The 15,966-nt window shown below is 35.4% G+C and carries 17 protein-coding genes and 1 pseudogene; 12 read left to right on the plus strand and 6 right to left on the minus strand.

Going from position 1 to position 15,966, the window contains the following annotated elements; translation table 11 throughout:
• The first annotated feature begins 52 nt into the window (after positions 1 to 52).
• Positions 53 to 988, plus strand: coding sequence for an NAD(P)-dependent oxidoreductase (locus tag Q1K34_RS13695; protein WP_011709110.1), 936 nt, complete (start codon positions 53 to 55; stop codon positions 986 to 988).
• Positions 989 to 1,055: 67 nt separating this feature from the next.
• Here Q1K34_RS13695 and Q1K34_RS13700 read toward each other — a convergent pair whose 3' ends face one another.
• From Q1K34_RS13700 to Q1K34_RS13720, 5 genes are all read right to left on the minus strand, one after another.
• On the minus strand, positions 1,056 to 1,517 hold the full coding sequence (locus tag Q1K34_RS13700) for a PepSY-like domain-containing protein (RefSeq protein WP_300439961.1): 462 nt from the start codon (positions 1,515 to 1,517) through the stop codon (positions 1,056 to 1,058).
• A gap of 67 nt (positions 1,518 to 1,584) precedes the next feature.
• Complete coding sequence (locus Q1K34_RS13705) at positions 1,585 to 2,346, minus strand: membrane protein (RefSeq protein WP_011709112.1); 762 nt, start codon at positions 2,344 to 2,346, stop codon at positions 1,585 to 1,587.
• 364 nt (positions 2,347 to 2,710) lie between these two features.
• The gene (locus Q1K34_RS13710) at positions 2,711 to 5,134 is read right to left on the minus strand and encodes an outer membrane beta-barrel family protein (RefSeq protein WP_300439964.1); all 2,424 of its coding nucleotides are present in this window, start codon (positions 5,132 to 5,134) and stop codon (positions 2,711 to 2,713) included.
• 68 nt (positions 5,135 to 5,202) lie between these two features.
• Positions 5,203 to 6,393 (minus strand): HAMP domain-containing sensor histidine kinase, encoded by a 1,191-nt coding sequence (locus Q1K34_RS13715; RefSeq protein WP_011709114.1) that lies wholly within the window; start codon positions 6,391 to 6,393, stop codon positions 5,203 to 5,205.
• 73 nt (positions 6,394 to 6,466) lie between these two features.
• Positions 6,467 to 7,141 carry a response regulator transcription factor gene (locus Q1K34_RS13720; RefSeq protein ID WP_011709115.1) on the minus strand — a complete coding sequence of 225 codons (675 nt, stop codon included), beginning with the start codon at positions 7,139 to 7,141 and terminating at the stop codon, positions 6,467 to 6,469.
• 131 nt (positions 7,142 to 7,272) lie between these two features.
• On the opposite strand from Q1K34_RS13720, the gene Q1K34_RS13725 reads away from it, so the two are divergent.
• From Q1K34_RS13725 to Q1K34_RS18045, 4 genes are all read left to right on the plus strand, one after another.
• Entirely contained in the window at positions 7,273 to 8,001 is a 729-nt protein-coding gene (locus Q1K34_RS13725) for a phosphatase PAP2 family protein (RefSeq protein ID WP_011709116.1), read from the plus strand.
• Between the two features lie 364 nt (positions 8,002 to 8,365).
• On the plus strand, positions 8,366 to 8,722 hold the full coding sequence (locus Q1K34_RS13730) for a single-stranded DNA-binding protein (RefSeq protein WP_041250022.1): 357 nt from the start codon (positions 8,366 to 8,368) through the stop codon (positions 8,720 to 8,722).
• A gap of 78 nt (positions 8,723 to 8,800) precedes the next feature.
• Positions 8,801 to 9,250, plus strand: a complete 450-nt coding sequence (locus Q1K34_RS13735) for a JAB domain-containing protein (protein WP_300439970.1) — start codon at positions 8,801 to 8,803, stop codon at positions 9,248 to 9,250.
• Between the two features lie 642 nt (positions 9,251 to 9,892).
• Entirely contained in the window at positions 9,893 to 10,012 is a 120-nt protein-coding gene (locus Q1K34_RS18045) for a BfmA/BtgA family mobilization protein (protein WP_367183336.1), read from the plus strand.
• 103 nt (positions 10,013 to 10,115) lie between these two features.
• Here Q1K34_RS18045 and Q1K34_RS13745 read toward each other — a convergent pair.
• A pseudogene (locus tag Q1K34_RS13745) lies at positions 10,116 to 10,232 on the minus strand (transposase); the annotation flags it as partial.
• A 574-nt stretch (positions 10,233 to 10,806) separates the two neighbouring features.
• Between Q1K34_RS13745 and Q1K34_RS13750 the strand changes: the two are divergent.
• The 7 genes from Q1K34_RS13750 to Q1K34_RS13780 all read left to right on the plus strand — a co-directional run.
• Entirely contained in the window at positions 10,807 to 11,205 is a 399-nt protein-coding gene (locus Q1K34_RS13750; RefSeq protein WP_011709126.1) for a hypothetical protein, read from the plus strand.
• Between the two features lie 219 nt (positions 11,206 to 11,424).
• Complete coding sequence (locus Q1K34_RS13755; protein WP_041250025.1) at positions 11,425 to 12,033, plus strand: DUF3347 domain-containing protein; 609 nt, start codon at positions 11,425 to 11,427, stop codon at positions 12,031 to 12,033.
• 199 nt (positions 12,034 to 12,232) lie between these two features.
• Positions 12,233 to 12,808, plus strand: coding sequence for a DUF2911 domain-containing protein (locus Q1K34_RS13760; protein ID WP_011709129.1), 576 nt, complete (start codon positions 12,233 to 12,235; stop codon positions 12,806 to 12,808).
• A gap of 19 nt (positions 12,809 to 12,827) precedes the next feature.
• Complete coding sequence (locus Q1K34_RS13765; protein WP_011709130.1) at positions 12,828 to 13,397, plus strand: AraC family transcriptional regulator; 570 nt, start codon at positions 12,828 to 12,830, stop codon at positions 13,395 to 13,397.
• A 77-nt stretch (positions 13,398 to 13,474) separates the two neighbouring features.
• Positions 13,475 to 14,020 carry a DUF3347 domain-containing protein gene (locus tag Q1K34_RS13770; protein WP_011709131.1) on the plus strand — a complete coding sequence of 182 codons (546 nt, stop codon included), beginning with the start codon at positions 13,475 to 13,477 and terminating at the stop codon, positions 14,018 to 14,020.
• A 31-nt stretch (positions 14,021 to 14,051) separates the two neighbouring features.
• Positions 14,052 to 14,546 carry a DUF305 domain-containing protein gene (locus Q1K34_RS13775; RefSeq protein ID WP_011709132.1) on the plus strand — a complete coding sequence of 165 codons (495 nt, stop codon included), beginning with the start codon at positions 14,052 to 14,054 and terminating at the stop codon, positions 14,544 to 14,546.
• Positions 14,547 to 14,557: 11 nt separating this feature from the next.
• Positions 14,558 to 15,966: multicopper oxidase domain-containing protein (locus tag Q1K34_RS13780; protein ID WP_300439982.1), on the plus strand; the 1,409-nt coding region annotated here is incomplete at its 3' end.

Here is a 15,966-nt window from a genome sequence, read left to right on the forward strand (position 1 = left end):
TTGTGATAAAGGCTTTTTCTTCATTAATTTGAAGTAATTCAAATGAATATAAATGAAAATATTAGTAACCGGTGCAGCTGGTTTTATTGGTTCCCACCTTGCTGAAAAATTGCATTCTATGGGACATGAAGTAATTGGGATGGATAACTTTTCAGGTTACTATAACGTCCATTTAAAAAGGCAGAATGCCAACCAATTACGCAGTTTTGGAATTCCTATGATCGAGCAGGATATCTGCGTAGATTTTTTAGTTACAATTCTACCCAGAGATTTTGATTATGTTTTTCATTGTGCTGCGCAACCTGGAATCTCAAGTACTTCTACGTTTGAAGATTATCTAAATAATAACATCATTGCGACACATCATTTAACCGATTTTGCAAATCAACATCTTAATTTAAAGTTATTTATCAATATTGGGACTTCATCGATTTATGGTTCCGATGTATATTGTGATGAAGAACAAATGGCAAAACCGGTATCTAACTATGGGGTCACGAAACTTGCTGCTGAACAAATAGCCATGACCCATTCCCGACTTGGGAATTTTCCTGCCTGCTCTCTAAGGTTATATTCAGTTTATGGATCTCGGGAACGCCCGGATAAAATGTTCAGTCAGTTAATTAAATGTGGTTTGAATGGGAGAGAGTTCCCTTTATTTTTAGGTAGCCTCACTCATAAACGCAGTTTTACGCATATTAAAGATATTGTTGAAGGAATTGTAAGTGTAATAGGTAAGGAGAAGCTATGTGATGGGCAGATAATTAATCTTGGAACTGATAAAGAATACACTACAGAGGAAGGTATGCAGGTTGTTGAAAAATTACTCAAAACCAAAATTCAGAGTAAGGAAAAACCCGCTCGTAGTGGCGATCAATTGCGTACGAAAGCAGTTATTATTAAAGCAAGAGATTTACTTAATTATAATCCCACGGTGCTTCTTGAAGAAGGAGTGCAGGAACAGATCGATTGGTTTAAAAGTCAATGAAAATGCCCGATCCTAAATAATAGTATCGAGCATTTCAAACTAACCAATCAATTATGAAAACTAACACTTAATCTTTGTCTTCCTCTTCTTCCATTTGCTTTTTTATAATAGTACCGCTACTATCAAAAGTAACTTCCATTTCTATCTTCCCTTTTTCAATTTCAAATTCATAGAAAGACCCTTTAGAAGTTTCAGATATTTCAACTTCTTCTATCTCATATCCTGGAAAGTTTGACTTTAACGAGGATAAAATATTCTGTGTAACGTCGTTGGTTTTCATTTCGTGCTCGGTTTCCTGCCAAGTGCCATTTGCTAAGAAATTAGCTGAATATTCAACATTGTTCATTTTAAATTCAGCTTCCCATTCGGTTTCATTTTCTTTTTCCCATTCCACCTTTTTTGCTGTGGGAAATTTTTTTGCAAAAGCGTTTTTAACGACCTGAGGAACTTTATCCTTATTTTCTGAAGTGAATGCTATGGTAGTCATTGCCACTACAACCATTCCTACCCCTAAAATTAATTTTTTCATATGTACTAATTATTTATAATTATAATGTAAATCTACAGGGCAAATCTCAAGCTGGCTTTAAGCAAATCTAAAGAGATTCCTTCATCATCTTCTGATGATGTTTTTTATGTGAAATATAAATTAGAATGGAAATCAGCACAATTGAGATTAAAGAAGCAGGTAGTGTTCCCAAATCCATACCTCCATTATCCCGAGGTTTGGTAAGAAAATCACCGAAGGTTGCCCCAAAAGGTCTGGTAAATACAAAAGCTATCCAAAACAGAAAAATCTGGTTGAGCTTAGTAAAGTAGTGCAAGAGAATTACAACTGCGATAATTGAAGCGGTTATAAGTGCTCCCTGCAAATAGCTTAGTCCCGCCACATCTCCGAGATAATCGCCAAAGGCCGTTCCTAAACTATTTGAAAAAAGTACGGCCGTCCAAAAAAATAGTTCCTTTTTCTTCTCAAAAATGGGATAGACTTGTAGGTTTTTATAGTTGCTATACCATATTAATAGTATTGCCAGGAGGCCAGTAAATAAAATCAAACTACCGTAAGTATATCCAAGGCCCAGACTCCTATCCATGAAATCTGAAATTTCGGTCCCCAGGGTTGTGGTAGCAATAATTACAAGCCAAAAGTACAGCGGAATATACTTCTTAGCATAAAGCTGAATAACCAATACCACAACAAAGAATATTAGTGTAATAAGAATACCCAAAGTATATCCGAGTGCTAAAGTCTGTGCGATATAATCACCTAAAGTTTCGCCCAATGTGGTAGCGATAATTTTCATAATCCAGAACAATACAGTTATTTCTGCAACTTTGTTTAAAATGATTTTTTCCATTTTTTAAGTCTGTTTAAATAATGGAATTAAATTACTACGTAATTCTAATGGAATCTTAAAGTTATGGATATTAGAGTTTTGTGCCTGACAAAGGAAGGATGATTTGCAATACGATACTTCGAATGCGCTCGGCACAAGTTCGTAAGGATGATCCTTCCTTTTCAGGGCTTTTATTCAGGTATCGTACCTTAAATAATGGCTAATTCAAATAAAGATTGTCTTACCTAAAAAGTAGTTTTAGCCAATAAGCCCTGATTTATAAATTAATGTATTCTTTAATACTGAAATCTAAGGAGGTAATCTAAAGTAAACTTTAAGTAAAAGTTATATCTACTAAAAGATTAAAAAATTTAAGTTTCAAATATCAAAATTTATAGTTGAAACCAAGTCTTACAATTTGAGTCTCATAATAATTTTCATACAGAGCCGTAAAATCCTGACCGTTGATCTTTTGTCTCAAACCAAATTTGTTGAACAGATCTGATGCAGATAAAGTGATCTCACCTTTTTTATCCCAAATTGATTTTTTAAAACCTACATCAATAGAAGAACGAGCGAGCTCTTCTCCCTGGGGAATGTTTCGGGCACTGTACCAAAGCCCCGTAATTTGAGCTTCCAGTTCCCAAGGAAAAGTAAACGTATTGGTTATCTTAAAATCCCCAGCGGTATCTTTAGACTCTTCTATGAAAAATGGTCGCTCAAAAGGAAACAATAAAGTTCCCTGAAAATCATCAATACCATTTCTATAAATATTTAAACTTGAGTTTAGTTTCCAATAATCGGCAATTTCCTGACTGAATAATAATTCAATACCGGTGTTGGTGCTATGCCCTGTATTTTGATAAATTCTATTTACGATATCGTATTGTGGATTACTGTCATCAATACTGAAAATACGCTGGTATGCCCCATTAATTTCGCGGTGATACATCGCAGAAAATAAGGATCCCGAACTCCAGGAATAACGATGCGCCAATTCAAAACTGTTGGTAAATTGTGGTCGTAAATAGGGATTTCCCACTTTAAGCAGTTCCGGGTCGTCATATTTAGGGAAAATGCGCAATTCAGGTTCTCCTGGCCGGTCGATACGACGGTTGTAAAAAGCGGAAAGTTTGTTTTTGTTATTTAGTTTATAGGTAAAGCGTACACTGGGAAAAAATTCAAAATAATTATAGTTATCGTTAGAATCATAATAAATATTTTCTGGGTCCAGTTGATAGGAAACATCAGTCTGTTCTGCCCTTAAGCCAGCTTCTATATCAAAATTTTCTTTTTCCAGCAGGTAATTTCCGTAGGCAGCAAAAAGATTTTCTCTCCATTCTGAAAAATCGCCCAGACTGGGATATATAATACTTTGGTTCCCACGTTCTATAGTATAATCCACAGGAAGTCTTCTAAAGCGAGCTTTTGCACCCAATTCTATCCTCCCATTGCTTAGCGCCCTCGCATAATCTGTAGAAAAACTGCTAGTATGCTCAATGGCCTTAATATTTGTCATGTCCCGACCTATACGAACCGTAGAACTATCGTTTAAAAAATAACTTTCATCTTCCAATCCCCGCGTATATTGAGCATTTACGGAGAGTTTATGACCTGGTTGCTTAAAATTATGCTCATAATTAACAGCCGCATTGATAAAACTGGTCACCTCATCTTCCTTCCAAGTATATAAACGGTTACGCACATTATTGTCTAAATTGATAAATGCCACTTGAGAAGTGTCAATGTGTTTCTCCCGATCAAACATTCCTGAAAAAGTAATGTTGTCATTTTCTGAAATTTCATAGTCAACACCTCCGGTTATAATGCTTCGAAATTGTCTGCGGTTTTCCGGAACTTGGGAGATGATGTTTCTGCCATCGTCATAATATCTAGAAGTAAATTCATTATTTGGTAAAGCTTCCTGTAGAATAATTTCTGTTTGCAGAAAATAATTCAGTTTTTCGGTACGGTAATTAAGATTCAGGCTGGGAATAAGTTTGGGGTTGATCGAGTAGCTGCCAAAATCTGTGGGGGTGTCTTTTTTTCTCTTAGACAAAACACCTAAACCAGAAGATACTCCCAAATCACCATTAAGCCCTTTTTGCTTTTCCTCCTTATAAATGATATTGACGATTCCCGCAAATCCATTGGCGTCATACTTTGCCGATGGATTATTGATGATTTCGATACGTTCAATATTAGCCGCGGGAATATTAGAAAGGCCTTTTTGATTACCAAACCCGGTTAAACTGGACTGTTTTCCATCAATGAGCACCACTACTTTATCACTTCCGCGAAGCACCACTTTTCCTTCCTGGTCAAAAGTTACTCCAGGCATAGTTTTCATGGCATCTAGTACAGATCCGCCAGATTGTGCTACATTATCATCAAGGCTAAAAGATTTTTTGTCAAGATCTGAAGAGACTGTTGTTCGTTTTGCAACAATAGCTACTTCATCCAGCGATTCTGAAGAAGTGGCAAGCTCAATTTTTCCCAAATCAAAAATAGGGTTAAGTCCACCGGCAGTTATTTTTCTTTCTAGCGTTTCAAAACCTACAAATGATATTTTCAGTAGATAATTTCCGGTAGGCAGTTCTACCGTAAACTGGCCAGATTCATTGGTTACGGTACCTGTTACTATGTTTAGACTAGTTGCATCAAAAATAGATACGGTTACAAAAGGGAGTGTTTCCTGCGTATCTTGTTCTATTACCTGGCCTGTAACAGTAATACCCTGGCCTACGGCAATGGTTGAAATAAATAAGAAAAATAAAAGAAGAGTTTCTTTCTTCAGGCATACTTTCATCAGCTGAATTTTTCGTGAATGTAGTGGTGCGATCTAAAGGAAATTTAAAGTTTTAGACTTAAAAAATTTCAAGTATCAAATTCAATCTGGAAAATATGTTTTTTACTGCTTTCATGAAATCTATAGGAAGGTAAAAACCCATAAAAGTCACAAATCTTCTTCACTATGGAAAGACCCAGACCTGTGGAATCTGGTTTTTTACTTTCTTTGTAAAAACGATCAAAAATATATTCTGGATTACTTAGGCCTTCAGTTCCGGCGTTGATAACTTGAACATGGTTCTTTTCGATAACCACACTGATAGGCTGGTTTCCAAAATTGTGTTTTATAGCATTGGTCAATAGATTATTAAATAGTATAGAAGCGAGCGCTTTGTCCATAATAGCAGTTATTTCATCCTTTCCATTAAGGGCTATCCTGGTCTGAGTGATCTCAGTAAAATTATCAATTGACTGTTTAAGAGTTTCATTTATCGAAATATTCTCATCTGCGGTAAACTGATTATTATCAATTTTGGCAAGTAATATCAACCGATTGTTCAGTTGTTTAAGTCTTTGTATATCAAACTGAAGTGAGCTAAGCTGCTCATATTGTTTTTCGTTTATATTTTGTTGATCAAAGAGCGTTTCTATTTTAGCTTGCATAATTGCAAGTGGTGTCTGCATTTCATGAGAGACATCCTCGGTAAATTGTTTTAAATTTCGATAGTCGGCCTGAACTTTTGAAGTTAATGCCAGCATTTGCTTGTTCAGTTCATCAAACTCAACAATATCTGAATCATTAAGTTCTAAAGGTTTATCAGACTTTAAAGAGAAACTTTTTAAGCGTTCCAAATTCACAAAAAATGGTTGCCATAGTTTTTCATTACGGGATTTATTCAGATAAAAAAGGAAAATAAAAGCTAGGAAAATTATTGACAGGAATGTGAGGACAATTGCAGAAAGAATATCTTCAGATTCAATAACCATTGCCCGGACCGTTATTTTATACTCTTGACCATTAATATTCCTGGTACCAGATAATTGCCTGAAAAGTTCTACTTCATCCTGAAGCGGATCAAAAATAAGTGTGTCAATAAGAACATTTTCTTCTGAAATTTCAGTTTTTTCAGCCATCATGATTGGTGGGATTCCCACGAGATCAGGATTGTTTTTCAGCAAACGCTCTACCCGGTCTTTATTGGAATAGAGCTCTTCTTCAATTTCATTCTCCAAAAGCGATTTGGTATATATGAAAAGAACAATACCTGAGAGTATCATTATCACAATACTGGTAATTAGAAAAGTCTTGGAAGCTTTTCTTAATAGTTTTGTTTTATTTGGGGTTGAATTTTTAATCTGCGATGAATTTATAACCACTTCCGTAGGCCGTTTGGATATATTTTGCACCTTCTTTAGTAAGTTTTTTTCTCAAATTATTGATGTGCACATAAATAAAATCAAAATTATCTAACAAGTCACTATCGTCTCCCCAAAGATGTTCTGCAATAATTGCTTTTGATAGAACTCTTCCCTGATTGGTGATAAAGAATAAAAGAAGATCATACTCCTTTCTTGTAAGTGTAATAGCTTTCCCATTTACATAGGCACTACGGGCCATAGTGTCCAACTTAATTTCCTGAAAATTTATAGTGTTATCTCCACCAAATTGCCCACGTCTTAGGACTGCTTTTATGCGTGAATTTAGTTCGGCAAGATGAAAAGGCTTAGTGATGTAATCATCTGCACCCAAATCCAATCCTTCTAATTTATTATCTAATGAACTGTTTGCTGAAATAATAATCACGCCACATTTTTTTTGTTGCTTTTTGAGTTTTTTGAGTAGATCGAGTCCGCTCCCAGTAACTAGGTTAATATCCAGGATAACAATATCGTACTCATAGAGTTCTAATTTTTCTGAAGCTTCGTGATAATCTGATGCGGTTTCACACACATTAGCTTCATGACTCAAATAAGTGGCGATAGATTGCTGTAATTCTTTTTCATCCTCGGCAATTAGATATTTCATTATTAAAAAGTTAAGGGAATAAAGGTAGAGGTTGATTCTAAAGAAATATTAAAGTAAATATAGAAAATTCAATTTGTCTTTAGATTCGAATCCTAATTTGCACGTTAATTATAATTTATTCATTTTGAACTATGCGAAAACAACTTTTTAGCGTATTAAGAAAGATAAAAGAAATTCTTTCAAATAAATTTAGACAATACGATCACAAGCTTCCCTATATTATAACTACTTTAATTACTGCTATCATTGTAATAGGGGGGATCAAATTATTTATAGAGCTTACTGAATTTTTAAAATCTGATGTTTTAGCGAATTATGATACCGCAGTCACTAATTTTTTTATAGATTTTCGATCTCGTGCAATAACTACTGTTTTTACATTTATAACCAATTTTGGGGATACACTTGGATATGTGATTATGTTTAGTTTAAGTGCTATTTTCTTTTATTGGATTTTAAAAAGTTGGAAATATGTAGCTCAAATTGCCTTGGTAATGATTCTTGCTCTGGGTTCTAATTTACTTTTAAAAAAAACAATAGATAGACCTAGACCTGTTTCAGAACATCTGGTTAAAGTAGAAACGCTTAGTTTTCCTAGTGGCCATGCTACTATGGCGATGGCATTCTATGGATTTATAATATATCTCATCTTCAGTTTACCGATAAATAAATTCATTAAGTTTTTTCTGATCACAATTTTCGCAATTTTAATCCTCGGGATTGGATTAAGCCGGATTTATCTTGGAGTACATTATCCTTCAGACGTATTTGGCGGGTTCATTGCGGGGTTTATATGGGTCGTTTTTTGTGTAATGATATTTAATTTGATTAAAATTTTTAGCAGAGATCCTGAAACTTAAAATCATTATTTCTAATATACTTATTCATTTTTCTAATTCTAACTTAAAGTAATGCTTAGAGATAACTTTATTATACTGGAAATAATTAGTTAGCTGCAATTTGAGTTATTAGAATTTATTCTCCTTCCGTTTTGTTTTTCATTTTATCGTTTTCCATTTACCTACCTGACCGATACTGTACCTTCCTTTTTATCAATGCAAAATACCAGCATATAAAAGTTAGCCGGACTGCATAAGCCGATTGACTGCGTCTGCCCTTTTATAAGTCCTCTCTAATTCTATATGCTGAAAATGGATCAGCATCAAAAAAGAAAAGCTCCGGATATAATAAGTAAATCAATTAGAAATCTTTAAAACTTTAATGATGAGAACGCTTAGAAACAAAGTTCAGTTAATCGGAAATGTGGGGCAGACCCCCGAAATTAAAAATTTTGAAAGTGGAAAAAAACTAGCCACTTTCTCCATTGCAACCAATGAATTTTACAAAAATTCTAACGGAGAAAAAGTACAGGAAACCCAATGGCATAATATTGTGGTATGGGGGAAAATCACTGAGATTGTAGAGAAATATGTAGGAACCGGAAAAGAAATTGCCATCGAAGGTAAATTGACTAATCGCTCCTATGAAACCAAAGAAGGAGAGAAGCGATATGTTACCGAAGTCGTAGCCAGTGAAATTCTTTTGTTAGGCGTAAAGAACGACAATAATTCAGCCGAGTAATTTTAAAATAAAGAGGGCGGGTACTTGTTCACGGTAACGCCCTCTTTTTTCAATTTCAACCCTTTAAATAAGATTCAAATGAAAACGAAAGTTAATGAAATATCGATAAAATATCAGGGAAATTTTAAAATCTCTCAGGCGCCTAAAATAACTTCTTCAGTAAGCGCTGCGGAACTATTATACAATGAAAGGAATAAAGATCAGATCGGTCTGCAGGAATGTTTTAAAGTAATGCTACTTAATAACGGCAATAAAGTGAAGGGCATTTTTGAAGTTTTTACCGGTGGAATTACAGGTACTTTGGTAGATCTGCGTATCCTTTTTGCCGTGGTATTAAAGTCATTAAGCGTAAATTTGATAATTGCACATAATCATCCGTCGGGAACTTTAAAGCCCAGCGAAACAGATAAACGCCTGACTGAAAAAATTAGGAAAGCGGGAGAACTTTTAGATATTAAAATCCTGGACCATTTAATCCTGACCCCCGATGGTGATTATTTTAGTTTCGCAGATAGTGGAATCCTTTAAACCAAAAAGTTATGATATATCTAAATTATTCAAACTTAAATAAGGAAGCACAGAAACGACTTCTGAAAAATTCCAAAAGGGATGTAGAACTAAATCTGGTGATGATATTAGAAGATATGCAAAAGAACATGGTTTCAATTTTAAACGGCTTATCGAAGAGGAAGCGATACGAAATATGTATAATAACACCTATGTTTTTAATATCTGAATTCGACCAAATAGAATTACAAACATCTCTGAAATACCAGAGATGTTTTTTTTATGCTTTGAAAATTTCATTTAGTAAAAAAACCTTATCTTTAAAAGGCTGATCTTCAGCATTTATTTTTACGGATAGTGAGCCTATTATTTTGACTTTCGCTGCTTACTATATCCATCAATTTATTTCACAAGGAATCTTGAATTCTAAGAAAATGGAAATTGGCGTTTAGCCTGTATTGTATGAATTTTTTGTCCGCCTGGCGGACAAAAAGGGGGAATAGCAAGAGGATAACACGCAGAGCGATGTTATAAATCCACAAAAACCATATAACTATTGATGTTCAATTAATTAAAGTTATTTTTTTTGACGCAAATCGACTGGGAACCCACCCCAGTAAAACGTTAATATTTTGCGGCAAAAACTTGAAAATCTTTTCAATTATGGACAATTTTGCAACTATCCGCATCAAGAAAAAAACTGCACGTCGATTTCGTGAATATTCAAAATTTGTAGCTAAATCACATACAGAATCTGTAGATGTGATTTTAGCTTTTTTTTGAAAAAAACCAAATTTCTCCACACGAAGATCTAGGACCTAAATTTGAAAGTCTGGAAAAGATTATTTCAAAAGGAATAAATTCTATAATAGCAATCATTAAGAATATAGAAAGCAGCTGTGCTGATGCCATATTCACGGCTGATCTCAGCAGCAGTTTTACCATTATCGCATTCTTTAAGGATCTTAGAGATCTTCTGAGGGGAAAATTTACTTTTTTTCATACTGTTTAAAATTAAGAATTATTCTACTTTTAAACAGTTCGGTTTTAAGGGAAGCTTACACATTCATTGGTATCCTATAATTTCTCCATCTAATTATGGAATAACAATTTAAACAGCTGCCAAAAAAGGTATGGAAGAAAAGGTATAATTTTAGAAACCACGAAAGAAAAAAGGTTAAGCCGATAAAGGCGCCTTCTTATTCCCACACAACCTATGAACTATATTCTTTGCTCGCTATAACAAAAAAATAGCTTCATACGGTCTCTACCCGTAAATTTGAACGGAGGAGCCAATTACGTATTTCAAACGGTAGCTAAACTTTCTAACAATTTACATTTTAAGTTAAAATCCGGGAGGTCTAACACTGTAGTGAAACGACAGAGTCTCTAATTATTCCTGAGTTCGCCAGACATTTATTACACACTTCTTTATGTATTTAAGAATTATCTTTACTCAATAATATAGATTTAATTAAAAAAAATCTACTAAATCCATGATTTTATAACTCTATTCCATAAAATTACAACTTTTTTTATATTTTATTTTTTTATATTTGCTTGGTACTATCATAAAAATGAAAAATTCTTTTAGAAATAGCCTGCTTCATTTGATATCTTTTTTGATGTTGATGTCCACTGTTTCTTTTACCATAAGCAAGCATTTTTGTGGGGACTATTTGGTGGATACCGCCATTAATTTAAAGGCAAAAACCTGTGGCATGGAAAAGGCTTCTTCCGAAGGCTTAGTGCAGGGCGATTGCTGTTCCACTACAAAAACTACCGTAGAGGGGCAAAAAGACTTTAAAAATATTCAGCTAAATCATGACTCAATCGATCAGCTGTTTATCACTATTGCATATTCTTTTTTAATCCCGCATTATTTTACACCTGAAAAGCCGGCTCCTTTTGATGATTACGCTCCGCCTTTAATTGTTAAGGATATTTCGGTACTATACGCTACATTTCTTATTTGAGATTTATTCTGAGGGAACATTAGTCCTGAAACCCTAAGGTTTTCAGGACGCCTTCAATTGTTCTGTGCAACTGTTTTTTCGTGTGTCCGGGCGGCAGTAACTTGCCGTAGTCAATAATAGGTTCCCTGTCAAAACAGCAATGTTTCCTTCTTCATCTTTAGAAGGGGGCTTTTTTCAATATTTACAATCATATTAAGAACGTACTTAAATTTATTTAAAATGAGTAAACCAAGGTTTAAAATCAGCATTTTGGCAACATTAATGGCCATCATTGTAATATCCTGTAAAGAAAACAGTAGGGATCAAAACCTATTAAGTGAAAACAGGGAACAGGGTCTGGTGCAGAATGGAGATACTTTTGAATTAGATTTTAAGGGAAAAAAAATAGGTGAATCCCAGTCTGAAAGCATATCAGTAATCATAGACAACTACCTGCAGATAAAAAATGCTCTAGTAGCAGATGACCAGGAAGCAGCCGCTAGTGCCGGAGGTAAATTGGCCGGTGAATTTGAGGATTTTGACAAGAGCAATTATTCTTCAGAGGAACAGCAGGAGTTAAAAGACATCATTGAAGATGCAAAGGAGCATGCAGAACTTATTTCTGCGAGCGCCATTGACCAACAGCGTGAACATTTTGAAATTTTGAGCAAGGATGTTCTAGGTATGATCGTTATAACAGGAACCGATAAAAAACTCTACCAGGATTTTTGTCCAATGTACAACAATAATAAAGGGGCAGCGTGGTTAAGTTCAACAGAGGAAATCAAGAATCCGTATTTCGGAAAAAGAATGCTGAAATGTGGTTCTATCTATAGAGAAATTAATTAAAGGAAAAAAATACAACCACTTTGCAGTGATCCTTTTATCCACTTTTGCAGCTCTACAATTTATTCCTTAACCTAAAAAAATATAAATGATTACCCTTGGCAGATTTTACAGCTATATATTAAAAAAATCACAGGGATTAATGAAGAATAATACTTCATTCTTCTGCCAGCCGTATCAAAACTAAATAAAAAAAATAAAAATGAAAACACTATTAATTACTGTATTTATAGGTGTACTGGCCTATTCCGGTTTCGCACAGGAGCATAAACATGGAACACATGATATAGTCAAAAGTGAGGCTATAGATAAAAATAAAAAAGTAATGAGCCCTCATAAAAGTGCTATGGCGATGGTAGGGGAGGCCCATGTACATATAGATTATTCTTCCCCAAGGGTTCGTAACAGGATTGTTTTTGGAGGTTTGGTGGGGTACAATACTGTGTGGCAATCTGGAGCTCATAATGTTACCTGGCTAGAAACTAATAAAGACCTTATGCTTGGAGAAAAACTCTTACCAGCGGGTAAATATGCGTTTTTTACAATCCCTGGAAAAAATGTCTGGAAAGTAATGTTTAACAGTCACTGGGACCAGCATGGAAAAGATGAATACGATCCTATGAAGAATATTATAACTGTAGAAGTAAAGCCTGAAAAACTTGAAAATATTCAAGAAGAACTGGACTATACTATAAGTAAAACAGGTGAGGATATTGGTGAGATTTCCCTGGCCTGGGAGAGGGTGCTTTTAAAACTTCCTTTCCAGGTGGAAGACTAAGAATAAAAACAACAAAATTATGATCGTAGAAATATTTATCAAAAATATGGTTTGCGACCGCTGTATTAAGGTGGTACGGAATGAATTGTGTGAGGCAGGGATTGAAGTGAAAGATGTGGAATTGGGACGGGTTGTTTATGAAAGCAATAATAAAATCGAAGACGCAAAAAGACTGGATAAAGTTCTTAAAGTAAATGGTTTTGAATTATTAAAAAGCTCAGATGAAATTCTGGTAGAGAGAGTCAAATTAAGCCTATTAAGGTTGTTTGAAAATCTACCTGTTCAAAAGACAGGTACACTTTCCAGTTATTTGTCTGAGGAAACTGAATATGATTATATTCGATTGAGTAGAATTTTTTCATATACAGAAAATACTACCGTTGAAAAATATTTTATAAAGTTGAAAATTGAAAAGGTTAAAGAGCTTATTCAGTCTAATGAATTTAATTTTACTGAAATAAGTCGGCTTCTGGATTACAGCAACCTTAATTACCTATCCAAACAGTTTAAGAACGAAACAGGGATGAGCCTTTCAAATTATAAAAAACAGAATAAAAACCTAAGAAGTTCATTAGACCAAATTGTGTAAGTATCTATCATAATTGTAACAATATAAGTTGCCGATAAAAAGTAATTTAGAAGATTGTAACCAATCAAAAATATCAAATGAGAAAATTATCAAAAATTGGGATATTATTTCTAGTCGTCTTGATCTTTGTTTCCTGTATGGATAAAGAAAAAGGCCAAAGTGTAGAAATTAATACTCCAGAGGAAGTAAAGAAAGCTGAAAAAGAAACGGCTGATATCGCCGATCAGGATTTTATAGATGGCATGACAGGGAAAATCTGGCATAACTACCTGGAAATTAAAATGGCACTTACCAATGAGGACTCCGGCCAGGCAAAGGATGCAGCTAAAAGTATGGCCGATTCTTTCTCAGAAGAGCGTGCAGAATTAAAATCTATCGCTGAGCAATTGGGAGATACTGACGATATTGAGGAGCAGAGAAGATTATTTTCAAATTTTACAGAATTGGCTGGGCCAATGTTTGAGGAAGCATTATCCGGTGGGACTATTTACAAGAAATTCTGTCCTATGGCTTTTAATAATGATGGTGCGTACTGGTATGCTGACGTTGAGGAAATTAAAAATCCATATTTCGGTGATAAAATGCTCAACTGCGGCTCCGTAAAGAAAACTATAAAAAAGTAAAATTTCCCAATTAACCGTAAAACCTAATTGTATGAATTCAGAAAACAACAATAACCACAAGTCTGGTGGAAGTAATTATGGTCGGTTTTTCCTAATGCTCGGTCTGTCTTTTATAGCTATGTATATCACGATGTACATGAATACGTATGAGTTTGACCATGTATATTTTAGTTTAACCCGCTTTTATATGACGTGCCTGGGAATAGCAGCAATGGCAGTGATCATGTTATCCCTTATGCTGAAAATGTATAAAAGTAAGAAGAAGAATATCGCTATTTATATCGGTAGCCTGGTGTTATTTGTTTCAGCCTTAGGTTTGGTAAGGGCACAACGTCCCATTATTGGAGATGTCTTATATATGAAAGCGATGATCCCTCACCATTCCATTGCAATTTTAACCAGTAAACGGGCAGACCTTCAGGATCCTGAAACCAAGAAACTGGCCGAAGAAATTATTGAGGCCCAGAAAAGGGAAATCGCCCAAATGAAGAAGATCATTTATCGTTTGGAGAACGAAAATAAATAAAATAACAAACTATGAAATTGAAAAATTACTTTCTAATCCTACTGATATTTTTAGGTTTTTCGGGTTACAGCCAGGAAGAATTAGAGGCATCCGTAGAAGGAAACGTTGACGATCTGCCTGTGCGGGAATACACGTTGACCTTGCGGGAAGAACAGGTCAACAAGGCTGGCAAGCCGGTTATGGGTATGACCGTAAACGGTCAGATCCCCGGGCCCACATTAGATTTTAATGAAGGGGAATATGCCATAATTTATGTGAAGAATGAAATGAGCGTAGAGTCTTCCATTCACTGGCACGGTATGTTGCTGCCCAATTTTTATGATGGTGTACCCTACCTTTCTACCCCACCTATAGAACCCGGCAAAACCTTAAAATATGAATTTGCAATAAAGCAAAATGGTACCTATTGGTACCATTCCCATACGATGTTGCAGGAACAGAGTGGTGTTTTTGGCTCCATCGTCATACAACCGAAAGACAAAACATTGGAGTATGATAAAGAGCAGGTTTTGGTATTGTCTGACTGGACCAATGAAAAGCCCCAGGATGTAATGCGGTTTTTAAAACGGGGCACAGAATGGTACAATATAAGAAAAGGGACGGCCACACCGCTCAACCAGGTTATTGCCAGGGGGGCACTGGGCGCGCAGGTCGATTTTTGGAGACAGCGTATGGAAAGCGCGGATATAGCGGACATATATTACCCGGCGTTCTTAATAAATGGAGAAGAAAATGTGGAATATCCCGAATTCAAACCTGGGGAGAAAGTACGCCTGCGCATTATTGACGGCTCTGCATCAACTTCATTTTGGATGGCCTTTGGCGGCCCAGACCCTTTGCTTGTCTCGGCAGATGGTAAAGATGTTGTTCCTGTTAAAAGAAACAAAACCTTTATTGCCGTTGCGGAAACCTACGATTTTATCGTGACCATACCGGAGAACGGCAAACTGGAATTTAAAATTATGGCCCAGGATGGCTCCGGAACCGCAACTGCTTACTTGGGCCAAGGCCCTATCGTTGCCGCCCCTGATGTTTCCAGACCGGATAAAATCGGGATGATGCAGCAAATGGCTAAAATGAAAATGAAAATGGGCGCACCCGCTTTAAAATTTCGACCAGGTAAAGACGAGCGATACGAGATGAAAGAGAAATGGGGGATGCAAATGGACAATAATTTGCAGATGGAAGGAATGAAGGAAATGGATATGATGAATATGGACAAGTCCAATATGAAAAATATGGAAATGAAGAAGGATAAAATGGACGGAATGCAAATGGATATGAAAAAGGATTCAATGCAGATGGACCGTTCCAATATGGTCGGGATGGATACGGAAAAGGATTCCAAAATGAATGAGGCCTCTGAAATGGAGGATATGAACAAGACGAACCCGACTGCCGGACGGGAAGTAATGGACGA

Source organism: Christiangramia sp., assembly GCF_029937855.1.
Taxonomy (GTDB): Bacteria; Bacteroidota; Bacteroidia; order Flavobacteriales; family Flavobacteriaceae; genus Christiangramia.

Bases quoted from the DNA above. Each gene is read 5' to 3' on its own strand.
- Q1K34_RS13695 (WP_011709110.1), top strand. From the start codon at position 53: ATGAAAATATTAGTAACCGGTGCAGCTGGTTTTATTGGTTCCCACCTT.
- Q1K34_RS13700 (WP_300439961.1), bottom strand. From the start codon at position 1,517: ATGAAAAAATTAATTTTAGGGGTAGGAATGGTTGTAGTGGCAATGACT.
- Q1K34_RS13705 (WP_011709112.1), bottom strand. From the start codon at position 2,346: ATGGAAAAAATCATTTTAAACAAAGTTGCAGAAATAACTGTATTGTTC.
- Q1K34_RS13710 (WP_300439964.1), bottom strand. From the start codon at position 5,134: ATGAAAGTATGCCTGAAGAAAGAAACTCTTCTTTTATTTTTCTTATTT.
- Q1K34_RS13715 (WP_011709114.1), bottom strand. From the start codon at position 6,393: ATGATACTCTCAGGTATTGTTCTTTTCATATATACCAAATCGCTTTTG.
- Q1K34_RS13720 (WP_011709115.1), bottom strand. From the start codon at position 7,141: ATGAAATATCTAATTGCCGAGGATGAAAAAGAATTACAGCAATCTATC.
- Q1K34_RS13725 (WP_011709116.1), top strand. From the start codon at position 7,273: ATGCGAAAACAACTTTTTAGCGTATTAAGAAAGATAAAAGAAATTCTT.
- Q1K34_RS13730 (WP_041250022.1), top strand. From the start codon at position 8,366: ATGAGAACGCTTAGAAACAAAGTTCAGTTAATCGGAAATGTGGGGCAG.
- Q1K34_RS13735 (WP_300439970.1), top strand. From the start codon at position 8,801: ATGAAAACGAAAGTTAATGAAATATCGATAAAATATCAGGGAAATTTT.
- Q1K34_RS18045 (WP_367183336.1), top strand. From the start codon at position 9,893: ATGGACAATTTTGCAACTATCCGCATCAAGAAAAAAACTGCACGTCGA.
- Q1K34_RS13750 (WP_011709126.1), top strand. From the start codon at position 10,807: ATGAAAAATTCTTTTAGAAATAGCCTGCTTCATTTGATATCTTTTTTG.
- Q1K34_RS13755 (WP_041250025.1), top strand. From the start codon at position 11,425: ATGAGTAAACCAAGGTTTAAAATCAGCATTTTGGCAACATTAATGGCC.
- Q1K34_RS13760 (WP_011709129.1), top strand. From the start codon at position 12,233: ATGAAAACACTATTAATTACTGTATTTATAGGTGTACTGGCCTATTCC.
- Q1K34_RS13765 (WP_011709130.1), top strand. From the start codon at position 12,828: ATGATCGTAGAAATATTTATCAAAAATATGGTTTGCGACCGCTGTATT.
- Q1K34_RS13770 (WP_011709131.1), top strand. From the start codon at position 13,475: ATGAGAAAATTATCAAAAATTGGGATATTATTTCTAGTCGTCTTGATC.
- Q1K34_RS13775 (WP_011709132.1), top strand. From the start codon at position 14,052: ATGAATTCAGAAAACAACAATAACCACAAGTCTGGTGGAAGTAATTAT.